This window comes from Vibrio sp. 1F169, from assembly GCF_041439605.1.
GTDB classification, from domain to species: Bacteria; Pseudomonadota; Gammaproteobacteria; order Enterobacterales; family Vibrionaceae; genus Vibrio; species Vibrio tasmaniensis_A.
In genome coordinates this window covers 166,038-182,347 of the sequence record NZ_JBGOOI010000001.1, presented here as the reverse complement: position 1 = coordinate 182,347, position 16,310 = coordinate 166,038, and the positions used below count along the sequence as shown (strand labels likewise).

Sequence of the window (16,310 nt, the reverse complement as noted above, 5' to 3'; positions counted from 1 at the left end):
ACGGCCAATCCGTCCAAAAATGTGAGTTATCAGAACATCTGATAAATTTTGATCACCACCAAGTCAATGATCAAGCAATATTCACGTACTTCATACTCGTTGTCGTCGTATTGTGGCTGCTAAGTACTGTCCCGTATTTCCCTCCCTTCACTGAGCCAATCCTCCACAAAGGTAGGCGCATCCATCTCAAGGTCTGTGTCTTTAAAGAATGAGAATAAGAGCGTTTAACTAACACTCATATTATTCATTTTTTAAGGAAAAATTAGACATGCCTAAAAGCAAAATGTCATTGCGCTTTGTTGTGCTTTGGCTATTCGTTGCGCTGTGTTCAACATTCACTGTGAACGCAAGTGCGAGCGAATCGATGACTCCTGTTACAACGGGTTGGATGCAAGACAAGTTACATCCGTATGTAGAAACGCGTTTTGTCATGACAGGACAAATTAATAAAGAAGATAAAACCGCGGCGGGTTATCTGGAAGTGAACCTTTCTGATGAATGGAAAACTTACTGGAGAAGTCCTGGCGAAGGAGGCATTGCGCCCAAAATTAAATGGGCTGACTCTAAGAACGTTTCGCAACTGCAATGGTTTTGGAAGTTTCCTCAACGCTTCAACTTGCTCGGCATAGATACGCTAGGCTACAAGCACAACATCATCTTTCCGATGAATCTTCATATTGATGATATGAACAAACCTGTTGAGCTCCATGCAGTGCTGACGATGTCTTCATGCACCACCATATGTATTCTCACGGATTTTGACATCAACTTGGTGTTTAACCCAAGTGAGATGACCGTGAATAACGACGCGATGCTTGTCTACGCAAAAGCAATGAGCGAAGTGCCGAAAGACTCACCGCTTGTAGAGGGTACATCTACGATTTGGGATGCTCACAAGTCGCAACTTCAAGTTATTGCTACACATAAAATTGGTTGGACTGCACCCGATATAATCGTGGATGGTGATTCAGATGAAATGCAAGATGCTGAATTTGGTATTCCTCACATTGAAATTGAAGGTAACCAAGCCATTGCGACTTATGACGTAAGCAGCTGGATGGGCACACCCGATCTCAACAACCAACACATTCGTGTCAGCATCAAAGACAAAGACTTCATTACAGAATACCCAGCCACTGTTACCAACGGCATAGTGGGTAATAGCTCTATGATAAGTATGGTGCTTTTGGCGCTATTAGGTGGGTTGATTCTCAATATCATGCCCTGTGTATTCCCTGTACTTGGAATGAAACTGAGTGGGGTTATTTCTGCTCAAGGCATGGCAAGAAAACAGGTTAGGTTCCAATTCCTTGCATCTGCGAGTGGCATCCTCGCATCCTTCTGGTTAATCGCCACTTTCTTGGCTGTGTTAAAAATATCAGGCAGCGTTATCGGTTGGGGAATTCAGTTCCAAAACGGTTGGTTTATCGGTGGGATGTTTATCGTCACAGCCCTTTTCAGCGCCAACATGTTAGGGCTTTTCGAGATACGTCTTTCATCGAATACCAATACGTGGATGGCAACCAAGGGAGACAGTAGTTACGTCGGACACTTTACACAAGGCATGTTCGCAACGCTATTGGCTACGCCATGTTCTGCTCCATTTCTTGGGACAGCCGTTGCATTTGCTCTTGCCACGACTATCCCGACGATGTTTGGTATTTTCACCGCACTTGCCGTTGGTATGGCACTTCCATGGATCATCGTTGCTGCATTCCCATCGATAGCTTTGGCGCTGCCTAAACCAGGAGCATGGATGAACCGTGTTAAATACCTGTTCGGCGGAATGATGCTAATCACTAGCGTTTGGCTCTTTAGCTTGCTTCGACCTCACGTCCCTCAATTGTGGTTATACGCAATACTGGCGGTCAGTGTTTGCCTATTGCTTGTCAGGTTGGTTCAAGTGCATGGAATCAAGACTGCGGGTGCTGTTGCCTTGCTGCTGTTGAGTGTTATCTCTGCCTCGTTATTTGTCGAGAAGGCAACATCCAAAATTCTGCCACCAGAACCTGAGTGGGAAGCTTTGTCGACCGTAGCCATTGATGATCATGTTGCTAACGACAAAGTAGTTTTCGTTGATGTTACCGCTGATTGGTGCGTGACTTGTAAAGCAAACAAGATCGGGGTTCTCTTACAAGATCCTGTTTACAGCGTATTGACTGAAGGTGATGTAGTGCCGATGGAGGGCGATTGGACAGTCCCAAGTGATAGTGTCACGTCATACCTACAAGATCACAACCGTTTCGGTGTTCCGTTCAACATGGTTTATGGCCCTAACGCTCCGGAAGGTATTGAGCTTCCTGTCATCTTAACCAGTGATGCGGTTATGGAAGCCATTGAGAAAGCAAAAGGTGGTGACGAATGATGAGAAAAAAAGCTAAGGCAAAACCTCAGACCAAAAAGCAGAAGTTGAGATCGGCATTACTGTATACCTTGTTTGCATTGGTCGTGGTCTTTGGTGTTGATTATTGGCGTACAAAAGACGTTCCAATGCAGAACGTTCCGCCAATGGTTGGGATGTCGTTATCCGGTAAACCGATAGATGTAATAGAGATGAGTAAGAAAGAGCCGGTATTAGTTTATTTTTGGACGACATGGTGCGTCGCCTGCAAATTTGTGACGCCAGTGGTTGATTGGTTTTCATCGAGCTATCCCGTCGTTGGTGTATCACTGACTTCGGGTAAAGATGAAAGAGTTCAACGCTATATGAATGCTAAAGGGTATAGCTACGACAACATTAATGACGCTCAAGGTAAAATTGCACGCGATTGGGGAATATCCTTAACGCCAACACTCATTGTTATTAATGATGGAAAAGTAACAAGTGTTACTTCAGGAATTACTACGCCAATAGGTATCGCAGCCCGACTTTGGTTAGCTAAGTATTAATGGGAAAAATATGAAATTCATTACAAAAAGCATCATCACACTATTGGTTACTCTGGCTTTCTCACCCGTCACTTTCGCAATGACAAAACAAGAAAAGATTGCCGAGATAACGCAAATGTTAGAAACGAACGAAGGTATTATCGATTCAGTTCACGACAGTCTAGCTGCTTACATAGATCAACAAAGTAGCTTTGATAAAACGTTAGTTGAGAGTCATGACTTTATTTATAACAACCCACATCACCCTTGGTATGGTTCCGAACATCCAAAACTGACGATCGTAAATATGACTGATTTTAGTTGCCCGTGGTGTAAAAAATTAGACCCTGTTCTTCGAAAAATAGCGGATGAGTTCCCTAATGACATCAAGGTGATAAATATTTATATCCCTCTAAAGGAGAGAGATTCGCCATTGAACTCAGCAACTTTTGGACTCAATGTCTGGAACAATGACAAAGAAAAATACAAAGCAGTTGAAGAGATGTTGATCAGTAAGCCTGGTATTCACAACGTTCGTTCGATAATGAAAGTAGCGAAGAAGAACAAAGCCACCGATTATGTTTCTTCAGACAGTGAAATAGCGATTGAAGTTGCCGAAAACTATAACTTATTTACGAGGCTGGGTGTTCGGGGTACACCAGCGATGCTAATTGATGGAACATTGCTCCCCGGCTACTTGCCATACGAAAAACTATATCCAATAGTAAAGGCTAAGCTAGAAGAGAAAAGTAAATAGAATAAATTTACGATAACTTAATTATTATCTTTGATGGATAAAAAGCCCTATTGATTAGGGCTTTCTATCATTTAAATATTAATTGTAAAAGTAGATTACAAATTAATAAACAATATACAACGCAGCTAGTCCAAATATGCCTAGAAAACTCAGAACACCACATGTCGAGTACAACAACAGTCTCATTGTTAATTCCTGATTACAAAAAATTATTAATAGTATTTACTTTTATAAATTGTCTTATGTGCAATTTAAGGGCGTGGGGTTGACAAGGTTATATTAAAATAGCACCTCCAGATAAATTATCACTTAACATTTAGTTAGAGTTTCCCATGCTGAAATAATTCCCTTTACTCTGTGTTTTTACGAAGTAATTAGAGGTTGTTTATTTTTAATTTTTACAGGTTGGTATTCCATTTTGTTTCTTGTGTGGTTGTTATTTGGGTGGGTAATACGTGAATGTAAATTGATTCATAGAGTGGGAATTAATTCGAAAAACGGAAACTAACTCGTAGAATGGAAGTTAATTTCTCTAATCTGGGTGATCAAGTTATCCTCGATGAGGACTGATACGCTCTCGATTAAGTTGTTATCAACACCGTTAAATACGTTCACATTAGTGATTAGCTTTTTCATAGTCTGCACCTTTTGGAAATGAGTGTGTGTCGCTGATGGAGTCATCATATGGGGGCAGCATTTGAAGAATGGCCATTTGGTGACAGTGATGAATTGGGTGTGTTTTTGCTATTGCTATAAGAGAAGGAAGGGGGGTTTCTGTCGAATCATTAATTTGAATAATGATTATTGGTGGTGTCACAAAATGGTAAGTTTTGCTCCTTTTCGAGCGCTAAGATGTATTTCAAATCAAGGCGACTTATCAAATTAGAGAGAGACAGAATGACTAAATCAGACAAAGTTTACGGGTTCAACACACCACAACGTCTATTTGTAGGTTACACGTTAGCTGTGCTGGTGGACTTAGTGGTACTTAACTTTTTCGATGAGTACTGGGACTTCGTCAACATTGAGTCTTTCACTATTTCTTTGATAGCAGCGTTATTACTGCAGTTATTGTTGAAGCTCTCTATTGGCTTAGAGCACAAGATTGCTGAGCACTTCAAAAGTAAACCGGGTACCGGGCCTAAGGTTTATCGCGCCATCACTACTTACATCATCTTGGTGGGTTCAAAGTTCGTGATGCTAGAAGCGATTAACTTATTGTTCGGCGAGAAGGTGAGCTTTACAGGCCCTTGGAATGGTGTAGTGGCGTTCTTCGCCGTGGTATTTACGATTCTCATTACTGAAGTAATTGTATCGAAGATCTACTTTGCGCTTGATGATAAACAAGAATCAAACTTGAAAGAAAAGACAGCTTAAGCATAAGTAGAATTAAACATAGGGGAGTTCGGAATGAACTCTCAATTGAAAAGGGTTGGCATGTTTGCCAACCCTTTTTGTCTTTTAGCCATCCCACACTTCAGAGTGGGCGACTAATTCAGCTTATGCAGACCGATTAATTAGTACTTAACTTGGTAGTTCAGAGTGTAAGTACGGCCGCGGCCTTTGTAGTCATACGCTGCTGAGTCGTAATGAGACGAGTAAAGGATTTGAGCACGTTGACCCCAAACAGTGGTGTAGTCTTTGTTCAGTAAGTTTTGAATACCAAAACCTAGACTACCGACAGGAAGCTGATACGTACTCACTAGATCAAACACGGTGTAGCCATCAAGTTTGTTTTTGTCGTCTTCGTAATCAAACATAGTTTGGCTTTGTACTTTTACAGATAGGTCTGTGTCATACCAACCTGCCCAAGCACTTGCTTTAGAAGTACTTGCACTTCCTGCAGATACATCTTTCCAACCGTCGTTACCTTTCACTTCAGAGGTGACGTAGTGACCAGAAGCGCCCAGTTGAATGTTGTCATGTACCCAGTAAGAAGCCATCGCCTCTAGCCCGTACACTCGCTTTTTGTCATTGATGTTTTCAATCAGCAATGTCTTTCCGTTGTACTTCACTGATTTGTCAGATTGTGAGTAATAAGCCGCGGTTTGCAAGCTTAGCTCGCCAGTATCAAGGCGGTAACCTAACTCGAAACTGTTGGTTTTGATACCAGACATTTTTGAGTCATTAACGTTGATGCTGTCGTTGAGTTTCCAGTGATCACCAACGAGCTTGTAGCTGCCTTGTCCGTAGTATTTAGCTGGGTCTGCAAGGTCGAAACCTTGCGAGAAGTTTGCCCAAACTTGAGACTCGTTATTAAGGTGGTAGATCGTACCTAGGTTAAATAAGCCAACACCGTAATCAGTTTCACCACCTGGTACTGCGTCTGCTGTTTTGCCTTTACCAGCAGCAATTTTCTTCTGCTGGCTGTAGCCGACAAAATCATCAATCTTGTTAGAGATGTATTGGTAGCGGAATCCACCTTCCACCGTCCAATCATCGGTGATCGCATAGTCAGATTGTATAAAGCCTGCGATAGAGCTGACTTTAACACCTGCATAGCGACCCACTTGTGCATAGGTCTTGTTGACTAAGTTGCCTGAATTGTTCGCAATGGTGCGATCGTAAAGCGCTTGATTGCTATCAAGTTGATCTTGATACGCATCGATACCATAAACAATATTGAACTTATTGAAGCTCTTAGCCAGTGCTGTTTTTAATGAAATAACATCGGTAATTTGTTGACCAGAAGATTGGAAGTAAGGCGTGTAAGTTTGGTCTTCTTTACGGTATGAAGCTTCAGCAATAAACTGATGCCCAAGGAATTGATCATCGACGTAAGAGGCACTCAGCATGATGCGCTCAGTTCCGTGTTCGCGATCCGAGTAAAACCCTTTACGTACGTCAACAAAATCGCGCCCGGTGATGTATAGACCGTAAGGAGAGTTTTGCTGGCTATCGTAATATTGTGCTAGGAAGTTGAGCTTTTTGGTCTCAGACAGGTTCACGCCGACAGTTGTCAGGAAATCTACCGTCTTGTTGAACTGCAGTGAGCCTTGTGAAATGTCAGGAGTAACAATATCGCCATCTGCATCGAATACACCTTGTGTCTCGGTGTAAACCACAGAAGAGCGAGCTTGAACTTTGTCGTTACCGCCAGAGATAGATTGACCGACTTTGTAATCGAAATCTTCACCTGAATTAAAGCCCGATGAGCCACCGACATAAGATTCGAATTCTAACTCTTCACCTTGTGCTTTTTTGGTGATGATGTTGATGACACCACCAGAAGCACCGGCACCGTAGATAGATGTTGCACCCGATAACACTTCGATGCGATCAATGTTAAATGGGTCGATTGAATCTAAGTGGCGGCTGATTTGGCGAGAGGATTGCAGTGATACGCCATCGATCATAACGAGCATCTTACGGCCACGTAGATTCTGACCATAGTTAGTACGAGCGCCGCTGCTTACATCTAAAGAGGGAATGCTCGCCGATAGAATTTCACCTAATGATTTACCACCACGGTATTCCTGTTCGATTTTATCTGCGTCGATGTACCAAACTGTTCCCGGAATATCGCTGATCGCTTTTGGTGTTCGGCTAGCGACAACCACCATGTTTTCTTCGGTTGTGTATTCTTGTGCTTGGGCTGTAAACACTGTGCTTGCTGCGACAATCGCTAGCGTAACGGTGGAAAGCTTGAAACTTCCTTTTTCGGTTTTCATTTTGTTCTCAATCTTGATCAATAAAAGGCTGCACAAAGACTCATATTTGTGCAATGACTTTGTTTTTTATAAGTAAACAAGCGTTCATCTTTACTGGTTAGTAATAAATGAAGCCTCCTAAATTAGAAAAGAGGTTAACAGTGGTCACTTACTTATGGCCCCAAACATACTCATCTCGATATCTTTCAAGCTTGTATACGTTCGCATTCACGCCACCTAAGCGGTTACTACTTCAATAGTTAAAGTACGAAGTATTATCGTTAAGTTTATCAATTCTAAATAAGAATCATTATTATTGTGTTTTTGTTGCGAAAATACAATATGAAAATGCAATTTTATTTTTTAGATTTGGAAACACTTGTTTGCCGGGAGGGTTAGTCACTCGGGCGGAACAGAGCCAGTGCCTTGTTCCGCAAGTGTTTAAGCGGGTGTGAACCATATAATTCAGAAGGTGTGAAAGTGCAGGTATTAGGGCCTGTTGATCTTTTGAACAAAATTTAACAACGAAAGGTAAACAGGCCTCGTGTGTTCATGAAGTCAGAATGGCATTTTCGATGGTAGAAGGACACGATAAGGGCAGCCATGATTTGACTGCTCACGTAGTTAACGGTTTTTTGCAATGATGCTGTTGATTAAACTTTCTCGCTGCTCCATAGAGACCGTCATTACGTCGTTGTAGGTGCGTTTCATGACTCGAATGTCATTTTCCAGTAGCTGAGCTAATTTTGTCGAGGCCGTTTGGTTGTCACCTTCTAGCACCAATTCGATGATCTCTAGGCGACGCTGGCACGATTTAGTGACCGAAGATTGAATGTGCATCGAGACGAGATCGGTCGCTTTACGTAGGCGATTATGTTGTTGCATGGTGCTCAATAAGAAGCGATTTCCTGAACATGCGGCAAGTTGCTCGTGAAACTCGGCACTGAGGCTAAAGAGTTGACTGGCGTTGACTGATTCTGGGGCGTTAATCGCTTGAGCATGGCGATCTCGGCAGCTTTCAATTGCACTGTTATCAAGTGTCCATGTTGGTTCGAGTAGGCCTGCAGGCTCGAAAATGAGTCGACAGCGATAACTTTCGGTGTGTCTTTCTAAGGTGTTCAACACACCATCAAGCTGCCATTTGTATCCTGGACTGCGACGAAAAATACCATCGCTTTCTAACAGGCGCAGTACGCTTTGCATCTCACCACGGTTGGCATCATAACGTTGTTGCAGGTCTTTCTCGGAAAACGACTGACCTAACTCACTAAAGAATAAATCCATGAGTACGCGCAGGTATAATTGTTCTTGGCGAGGTTGTTGGTCGTTGTCTTGGCCTGAAATTTCGATATCTGCCGCATCGGTTTGCAATACAGACCCTTTATAAGGGACGACTTTAGTGATGCCTTGCGCTGACAAGTGTTTTAGCACCGCTCGAATAGGGCTTCTTGATACTTCGAATTGCTGCGCCAAAGATGATTCGTTTAGGCTGCTTCCCGCTTTCGCGTTGTCGGCTTTTAGCCTCGCGATGACCTTGAATAACAAATTTTGTTGGAGCTTTGTAATTGTCGTTGTGTCCATGACGCTCAGAGTATGTGTTTAATCTTGATTCCATGGTAAACACAAAAAGGCTTAAATACCATAAATTGTGTTTTTGTAACCAAAAGACAATGTTAGTCGACCTGTTGCAATGGATAGGTTGGTTGGTAATTTAGCGGTTCATAGGGAATTGATCGGTTAGTGATAGCTTTGTTGGCAAGTGTGTTGATGAGTGGGTAAGAAGAGAGCCCGCTTAAAGCCTCGACTTCAAATAGAGGCTTCAAACGGGGCTTTAAGCGGAGAAAGTGACTTCTCGTGTGTGCTTATTTTCTCATTAGATAGAGGAAGTAGCCGCCACCAATCAGAGAGGCTAATAGACCTGCAGGGAACTGCCAAGGGAACCATAGCGTACGACCAATCCAGTCGGCAGCAACCATGATGATAGCGCCTAATAATGCTGCAGTGAGCATTTGAGGAATCGCGCGATATTGGTGAAGCGAACGCGCCATGTGCGGCGCCAATAATCCAATGAAACTTAATGGCCCAATGACGATGGTGCACAGAGTTGTTAGTGCCGCGACAAGCAAAAGCAAAGCCAATCGAACAGCGGTTGTGTTCATACCTAGGCTGCTTGTGGTGACGTCGCCTAAGTTAATCAGCTCTATCCAGCGATTCAACGACAGCGCCACTGCACTGATGATGGTAACCCCAACGGCGAGCAAAATGACATCTTGATTCGCGACTAAATAAGTCGATCCTGAAAGCCAAGTGAGGAGCGCGGTTGCATTCTCATTACCCGAGCTCATTGTGATGCGCAGGAGAGCGTCGAGCCCTGCACTTAGCGCGATGCCCGTTAACAAGGTTTGCGTTGGGGCGAAATTGTGTTTTCTTCCCATCAACCAAACCACGGCAGTCACTGAAGTTGCGCCGAGTGTACCAAGCAGCATTTGCTCTTCTCGGCCGACTGCAGTGCCAAATAGTGTGCCGAGCACTAACGCCAGAGCAGCCCCTGAGCTGATCCCCAATACTTCGGGGCTCGCCATTGGGTTGTTTGAGATGCGTTGAATAATCGTGCCTGCAAACGCAAGCCCGATCCCTGCCAATAGCGCGACTAATACACGCGGTAGACGTAGATCGAATAGCGATGGGTTGAGTTCAACATTCCAACCGAACTGGTTTTTACCTACTGTAAGAGCAAGAACACACATTACCATCAACAGCACTGACATCGCGGCCAGTACTTTACGCGTACTGACGAATTTGTAGTGCTCAATGGTTTCACTGCGGTTTTTGAGATCGGACTGCAGCTTGGTACGTTGCAGTAACCACAATAAGAAAGGAGCACCCAGTAGCGCCGTCATTGCGCCGGTAGGGAGCAGTTCGCCACCGAAGCCAGAGAAGGGCTGAATCAATAAATCCACAATCAATAGAATGAAGCTGCCTACCAACCCGCTGACCAGAATCTGTTTCGCGAGTGCTCTTATACCGATAAGCCTAGCGATAGCTGGAGCCACAATGCCAACGAATCCGATTAAGCCTACTTCACTGACTACGGCTGCAGTAATAAAGATCGCCAACGATAAGCAAAGCAATTTGATTTGTTTGATGTTTACACCAAGCGAAGTGGCGACATTATCGCCAAATTGCAGCGCTGATAATGGACGCTGTAAAACCAGTAATAACAGCGTCGGGATCGAGACTAAAGGTATGAGAACCTGCACGCTCGACCAATCATTCTGATTCAGTACACCGGCACCCCAAACAAAAATACTGGTAAGCCGTTGTTCATGCAGCATGAGCAACATGGTGTTGAGTGAGCCTAAAAATAGGCTGACCACCATACCGGCTAACACCATGTGTAATGGTGAAAAGCCTCGTGCAGAACTTAAGGTAAAAACTAAGCCTGTTGCAAGGCAGCCCCCAATGAAAGCGGGAATAAACCCTGGGATAGCTAGGTTAGCAGGAATTAAAAGGATCCCTAATACCATGCCGAGTTCTGCGCCCGCAGCAACACCCAATGTGGTAGGTGAGGCAATGGGGTTACGCAGTACAAATTGCATCACACACCCAGCGACTGCCAGTGCAAAACCACAAATGAGAGCGACGGTAAGCCTAGGTAAATAGGTGAGGTGAGTAATCAGATGCTGATAATTTGAAGAATCAAAGTGAAACAGCGTATCCCAAATCAAGCCAACCCCTTGCGAGTAAGGAGCGGTAATTTGCAGTAGCGAGCTGATCAACAAAACAGCAGCGACAGGTAGTGCCGCTGCCTTGATACTGAATCGCCCGGTGACGGTTTTTTCGATCTTTGCGGTAGCCATTATTTTTGGATAAGCAGTTCGGTAATGTGGTCACTAAACCTTTGAGCGGCGATTAGCCCACCGAAGGTCCAGATGGTAGGAAGTTCGTAAACGGAGTCTGTACGCGTAAACGCCATCGCTTGCCAAAGAGGAGATTGAGTCAGTTTCTTATGCTCTTCTTCCGTTAGCGGGCCAAAGATCATCACATTCGTCTGTTGGTGTTCAGCGAGTCTTTCAGTACCTGTAGTGGTAAAACCCCAGAGGTTTGTCTGCTCTTGCCAGTCGTTTTTAAGACCCATGCTGCTTATGGTGGCTTGCGCCAATGAACCTTGGCTATGAATGCGTAAGGTTTTGTCGTTGATAAAGCGTGCAAAAATCAGTGGTTTGTCTGAGTTGCCTGCGGCACGTATTTTTTCACCATTATCGCTTAATCTCTTGTTTGTCTCATCAATCACTTGTTGGGCGCGTTGTGCTTTGTTAAATAGCTTGCCTAAAGAGAGGGTAACCGAAGTTGCGGATTCAAGAGGTTGTTTCTTTTTGCTGTAGACACTGTAAACCAAGACAGGTGCGATTTTATTGAGCTGGTGGTAGGCCGCCGCCATATGCTCACTGATTAAAATGACGTCAGGTTTGAGTTCTGTTAGTAGCTCTAGGTTTGGTTCTCTTCGAGATCCCACATCTGTCACGTCTGCATTTAACGCAGGTTTTACCACCCATTGCTGATAACCTTGTGCGTCTGCCACACCTTGCAACTCAACGCCTAGGCTTAATACGGTTTCGGTGAGTGCCCAATCTAAAGCCACCACTTTTTTAGGTGTAGCATCGAAAGAGACACTGCCCATTTCATGTTTGATTTCTAGTGCGTGAACGCTCTCTAGAGCAAGGGCGTTGAAAGCTAATACTGTGAACAGCATGGTGATGAACTTTTTCACAACAGGTTCCTTTTGATTTAAGGGATGTAGCTGATAGGTTGCCCTGTCTCAGGGTGTTTAAAGAGCGCAAGCTCCATTCCGTAGATTTGCATTAGTGTTTCTGGCGTCATCAAATCTTTAGGCGAACCGGAAGCAATCACTTTCCCAGAATGAAGCGCAATCAAATGATCACTGAATTTGGCGGCCATGTTCACATCATGAAGCACCATGATCACGGTTAAGCCGAGTGACTGATTAAGCTCTCTGATTAAAGCGAGCAATTCATGCTGGTGCGCGACATCGAGTGCTGAGGTTGGTTCATCAAGCAAAATACATTGGCTTTGCTGAGCAAGCAGCATGGCGACCCAAGCTCTTTGTCTTTCTCCGCCGGAAAGTGTCGCGACAAATCGGTCAGAAAAGGCGTTAAGGCCAACTTTCTCAATCGCTTCGTCTACGATGGCATAATCATCTTTGCTGTAACGTCCAAATGCGCCTTTCCATGGATAACGGCCAAAGCAAACCAGTTCACGAACGGTCACGCCATCAGTAATCGGTGGGTGCTGCGGCAGGTAGGCGACTTGGTGTGCAAATTCAAGGTTACTGTATGAGGCGAGTGGTTGCTCATTGAAGAAAACGCCACCTTCTGTTGGCGTGTTTTGTCGACTTAACAGTTTAATGAGTGTCGATTTGCCACATCCATTATGGCCAAGCAAGGTGGTGATCTTCTTTGGTTCAAAGGTCAAAGTCGTTGGCGAAAGGATTATCTTACCGTCGATTTCGAACGAGGCATTGGTAAGTGTGTACATAATGCAATATGAAGTTGAGTTATGGGCTGCTAGCCGCTAATGTAACACAGTGAAATCAAAATGATAATTATTCGCTAAATCAATCTATTTATCATTGTAATGTGCTCGTGCCCACTACGAACCTACCAACCTTATCTAGCGCCTTCGAGTTTATGTCTGTGATACAAAATAAAAAAATTCAACTATTGGCTATTGGTCTTGCTTCGGCTCTTATGGGAATTGGGCAAAACGGCTTACTCGTTTCCCTGCCTTTTCTTGTGGAACAGTCTTCATTTAGCTTGCCTACGTGGTCGATTCTTATCGCAATAGGAAGCATATTATTTCTGCCATCTGCGCCGTTTTGGGGAAGGCAGAGCGACAAATATGGCCCTAAAAAAGTAGTCATTCAAGCACTGATAGGCATGGCCGTCAGCTTTGCTTTGTTGTGCTATTTCGCCATGTTTAGCAAACAGGGGCAGGCATTCGTGTTTTGTTTGATTGGGCTGGTGGTCACGCGAATTATTTATGGTTGTACGGTGTCTGGAATGGTGCCTGCGAGTCAGCATTGGGCGATATTATTGTGTGGTGAGAAGAACCGTTTACAGGCCATTACATCAGTGAGTCTTGGCCTAAGTGTTGGTCGATTAATTGGGCCTTTGGTCTCCATTTTAGCGTTAAAGTTATCGCCTTTTGCTCCCCTGATCGTGATGATCTTTTTACCGTGTGTTGCTTTACTTGTCACGATGTTGTTACCAACCCCTAAAGAAGAAACTCGGAAGGCTGAAGGAATAGAGCAAGCACCTTGGTTACCGAATAAAACATTACTGCCTTTTTTATCTTGCGGGTTGTTGTTGTGTGCCGCAGTCGCGTTGTTGCAATACAGTTTTTCTCCACTTATCTATTCGATCACCCGTTGGCCTACCGATCAAATAAGTGACACGATCGGGATTCTTTTGACTATCAGTGCTGCCTGTACTTTTGCTACTCAACTCTTGGTTATCAAAAAAGAAAAGCTGACACCGTTTGTTATGTACCGTTGGGGGGCATTGGGTTTGCTTGTCGGCTTTGGAGTGTTCTTGATTCCCAGTATGTGGGCGTTAGCTGTGGCGATGGTACTGACAGCGATTGGCGCAGCGTTGCTTGTTCCTGCTTACACGTTGTTTGCCACTGAAAAGCAAAGTGGTACACCGGGCGCAGCCGCAGGGTACATCGCCATGTCTCATACTCTAGGCTATGGCGTTGCTTCATTGCTTGCATTTACTTCAACCTTGAACCCTATGTATCCCATCTACTTATGTGTACTGTGTTCAGCACTGATCTTTGTAACGAGCTACATTGTTAAAAGAGAGGGAAATATCAAGGTCGCTGAGCAAGCTTAACCTTGTATTTCCCTGATACTTTTTAGCGAGCCAATTGGAAGTGAGCTAACGGATAGCATATTAACTAGTAGCAAACGGCTTTGTGTCGAACGTTGGTTTGCTAATTTATGTCTTTGAAAGCAGCGTCTTCGAAAACCACATCCCCTCTTAACACTGTCATCAACACCTGAGTCTTGGCTATTTGTCTTGCCGATACTGTAGTGATGTCTTTGTTGAGAATCGCGAAGTCCGCTGATTTTCCTACCTCAATAGATCCAGTGACGTCGTCGATGCCCAAGCTAGAAGCGGCATTAATCGTGTAAGCGTCGATAGCCGTGTAGATATCAGTTAGGCCCGTTTTACCCATGATTAAACTGTTCGCGATGCCGACCAATGGGTTGATGTCGTGTACGTTCCAATCACTGCTTAATGTGATGTTGGCATCAGTCTTAAGTATCGCGTCTAAGTTCATCATGGCTTTGGCACGGCGAGCACCAAGGAAAGCTTCGGCCCATTGGTGTTGATGTTTGGCTACGTAATCGGAACCGACTTGGAAGTCCGCCGAGACATTGAGCTGCTTGAAGCGGGTAACGTCTTCATCATTGATTAACTCTATGTGGGTTAGGGTATAAGGCTTTTGCGAACCTTGTTTACGCACGCTTTCTATCGCATCAAGAGATTCACGAACGGCACCATCACCAATCGCATGAATGTGCGCACTAAAACCGATTTTATCGAGCGCGGTTAGCCACTCTTTCATCTGTGCTGGTGGAATGTAGTTTAGGCCATTGGGAGACTGTGGCAGATAGGTATCTAAATAGGGCGCGAGTGTTTTTGCTGTACCGTTAATGAAGATGCCATCGCTGTACATTTTTACCTGATCAACGAGCAACAGACGGCTTTCATCATCGGAATACATCTTCTTGAATACTTCTAATTGAGAGGATATCGCCATTGATGGGTAAACCCAAGGGCGTAATGACACGCGAGCCGTCAAATCTTGGTTTTGCTCCGCTTCTAGCCAAACGTCGTACCAACCTCGTTTCCAATACATCCGGCCGTCACCAATGGTGGTAATGCCGTGCGCAGCGGCTTCTTCAAGTCCGAACATTAACCCTTGGTAGCTTTGTTCAAAGAGCTCGCTTTGGCTGTTCCACGCCATCTCCATAATTTGGTCGCCAGCATTATCTAATAAGATGCCATTGAGCTTGCCGCTGTCTTGGTCTTTTAAATAAGCGCCACCTTGTGGATCAGGAGATTGTTGGCTTATTCTGGCTATTTTTAAGGCTTTTGAGTTGACCCACATAGAGTGAGAGGTTTGCTCCATAAGCACCACGGGGCGATCAGGGAAAATACTGTCGATGATCTCAAGTGGTGTGTATTCAGAGTCGCTGTCGAGTGTCGACTCAAGAGAAAAGCCATAACCCATCAGCCAGCCTCGACCATTGGTTTCGGCATTGATTTTACACGCTTCTAAGTAAGGGATTTGCTCTTCTAATGTGGCTTCAGAGTCTAGTTCGCAATTGCCACCCAGCTCTGAGGCGGCTTCAAACACATGGTTATGATTATCAATGAACCCCGGCAAAACAAAGGCATTCTCCAAGTCGATGACATCGGTACTCTGACCTTGAAAAGATTGCGCCTGAGTGTGGTCACCGATGAAGATGATCTTGCCTTTATGGGTAACGATCGAGTCTGACTCGCGATGCCCATATATGTCGGCATTGGTAAAGATCTGGTCTGCGGTTAGGCTTTGAGAAAAAGCCGATGGCACAGAGACTAGGCTAGCGAATAATGCAATCCATGCAGTGCGTGGCAAAGTGAGCTTATTGTTCATTGTTATTTATTCCATGTTCCACTGTTTAGTAAGTATAGAAAGCGAGTGGTAAGAATCATATCGCGGATTTTTAATAATAAAGTGTCCATAGTTGCTCTCCTGATTAAGTTAACTTGCCGTATATTTTGTGGTGACTCCGACTCAATATCGAACATCAATGAAACACCATTGATTCATTCGCAGACTAAACGATTCACATAAGATTCTGAATAAATTACAGTTAGGTGAACTTTAAAAATGGATTTAACGTATTACCAAGGATGTAAGTTTATGTTTTCACAAGGCTTACTCGCATTACTAATAAA

General features: G+C 44.2%; 11 protein-coding genes. 5 read left to right on the top strand and 6 right to left on the bottom strand.

The annotated features are described in order from the left end of the window. Positions 1 to 268 precede the first annotated feature (268 nt). From ACED53_RS00805 to ACED53_RS00790, 4 genes are all read left to right on the top strand, one after another. Positions 269 to 2,365, top strand: coding sequence for a protein-disulfide reductase DsbD (locus ACED53_RS00805; protein ID WP_009847200.1), 2,097 nt, complete (start codon positions 269 to 271; stop codon positions 2,363 to 2,365). Then, positions 2,362 to 2,889, top strand: a complete 528-nt coding sequence (locus ACED53_RS00800; RefSeq protein WP_017100406.1) for a protein disulfide oxidoreductase — start codon at positions 2,362 to 2,364, stop codon at positions 2,887 to 2,889. The genes ACED53_RS00805 and ACED53_RS00800 overlap by 4 nt, the downstream gene beginning before the upstream one ends. A 10-nt stretch (positions 2,890 to 2,899) precedes the next feature. Further along, positions 2,900 to 3,625 (top strand): DsbA family protein, encoded by a 726-nt coding sequence (locus ACED53_RS00795; protein ID WP_009847198.1) that lies wholly within the window; start codon positions 2,900 to 2,902, stop codon positions 3,623 to 3,625. Positions 3,626 to 4,522: 897 nt separating this feature from the next. Then, positions 4,523 to 5,002, top strand: coding sequence for a hypothetical protein (locus ACED53_RS00790; RefSeq protein WP_017100408.1), 480 nt, complete (start codon positions 4,523 to 4,525; stop codon positions 5,000 to 5,002). A gap of 140 nt (positions 5,003 to 5,142) precedes the next feature. On the opposite strand, the gene ACED53_RS00785 is transcribed toward ACED53_RS00790, so the two are convergent. From ACED53_RS00785 to ACED53_RS00765, 5 genes are all read right to left on the bottom strand, one after another. Continuing rightward, positions 5,143 to 7,296, bottom strand: coding sequence for a TonB-dependent receptor (locus ACED53_RS00785; RefSeq protein WP_017100409.1), 2,154 nt, complete (start codon positions 7,294 to 7,296; stop codon positions 5,143 to 5,145). 603 nt (positions 7,297 to 7,899) lie between these two features. Continuing rightward, positions 7,900 to 8,856: a GntR family transcriptional regulator gene (locus ACED53_RS00780; RefSeq protein ID WP_017101588.1), complete on the bottom strand. Its 957-nt coding sequence runs from the start codon at positions 8,854 to 8,856 to the stop codon at positions 7,900 to 7,902. Between the two features lie 281 nt (positions 8,857 to 9,137). Continuing rightward, positions 9,138 to 11,135, bottom strand: coding sequence for a Fe(3+)-hydroxamate ABC transporter permease FhuB (gene fhuB, locus ACED53_RS00775; RefSeq protein ID WP_017101589.1), 1,998 nt, complete (start codon positions 11,133 to 11,135; stop codon positions 9,138 to 9,140). After that, the gene (locus ACED53_RS00770; RefSeq protein WP_017096909.1) at positions 11,135 to 12,046 is read right to left on the bottom strand and encodes an iron-siderophore ABC transporter substrate-binding protein; all 912 of its coding nucleotides are present in this window, start codon (positions 12,044 to 12,046) and stop codon (positions 11,135 to 11,137) included. The genes fhuB and ACED53_RS00770 overlap by 1 nt, the downstream gene beginning before the upstream one ends. Positions 12,047 to 12,063: 17 nt before the next feature. Further along, complete coding sequence (locus ACED53_RS00765) at positions 12,064 to 12,831, bottom strand: ABC transporter ATP-binding protein (protein WP_017101590.1); 768 nt, start codon at positions 12,829 to 12,831, stop codon at positions 12,064 to 12,066. A gap of 152 nt (positions 12,832 to 12,983) precedes the next feature. On the opposite strand from ACED53_RS00765, the gene ACED53_RS00760 reads away from it, so the two are divergent. After that, positions 12,984 to 14,189 (top strand): MFS transporter, encoded by a 1,206-nt coding sequence (locus tag ACED53_RS00760; protein ID WP_102579820.1) that lies wholly within the window; start codon positions 12,984 to 12,986, stop codon positions 14,187 to 14,189. 100 nt (positions 14,190 to 14,289) lie between these two features. Here the strand turns inward: ACED53_RS00760 and ACED53_RS00755 are convergent, their stop codons facing one another. Continuing rightward, positions 14,290 to 16,005 (bottom strand): amidohydrolase, encoded by a 1,716-nt coding sequence (locus tag ACED53_RS00755; RefSeq protein ID WP_017101592.1) that lies wholly within the window; start codon positions 16,003 to 16,005, stop codon positions 14,290 to 14,292. Positions 16,006 to 16,310: the final 305 nt, after the last annotated feature.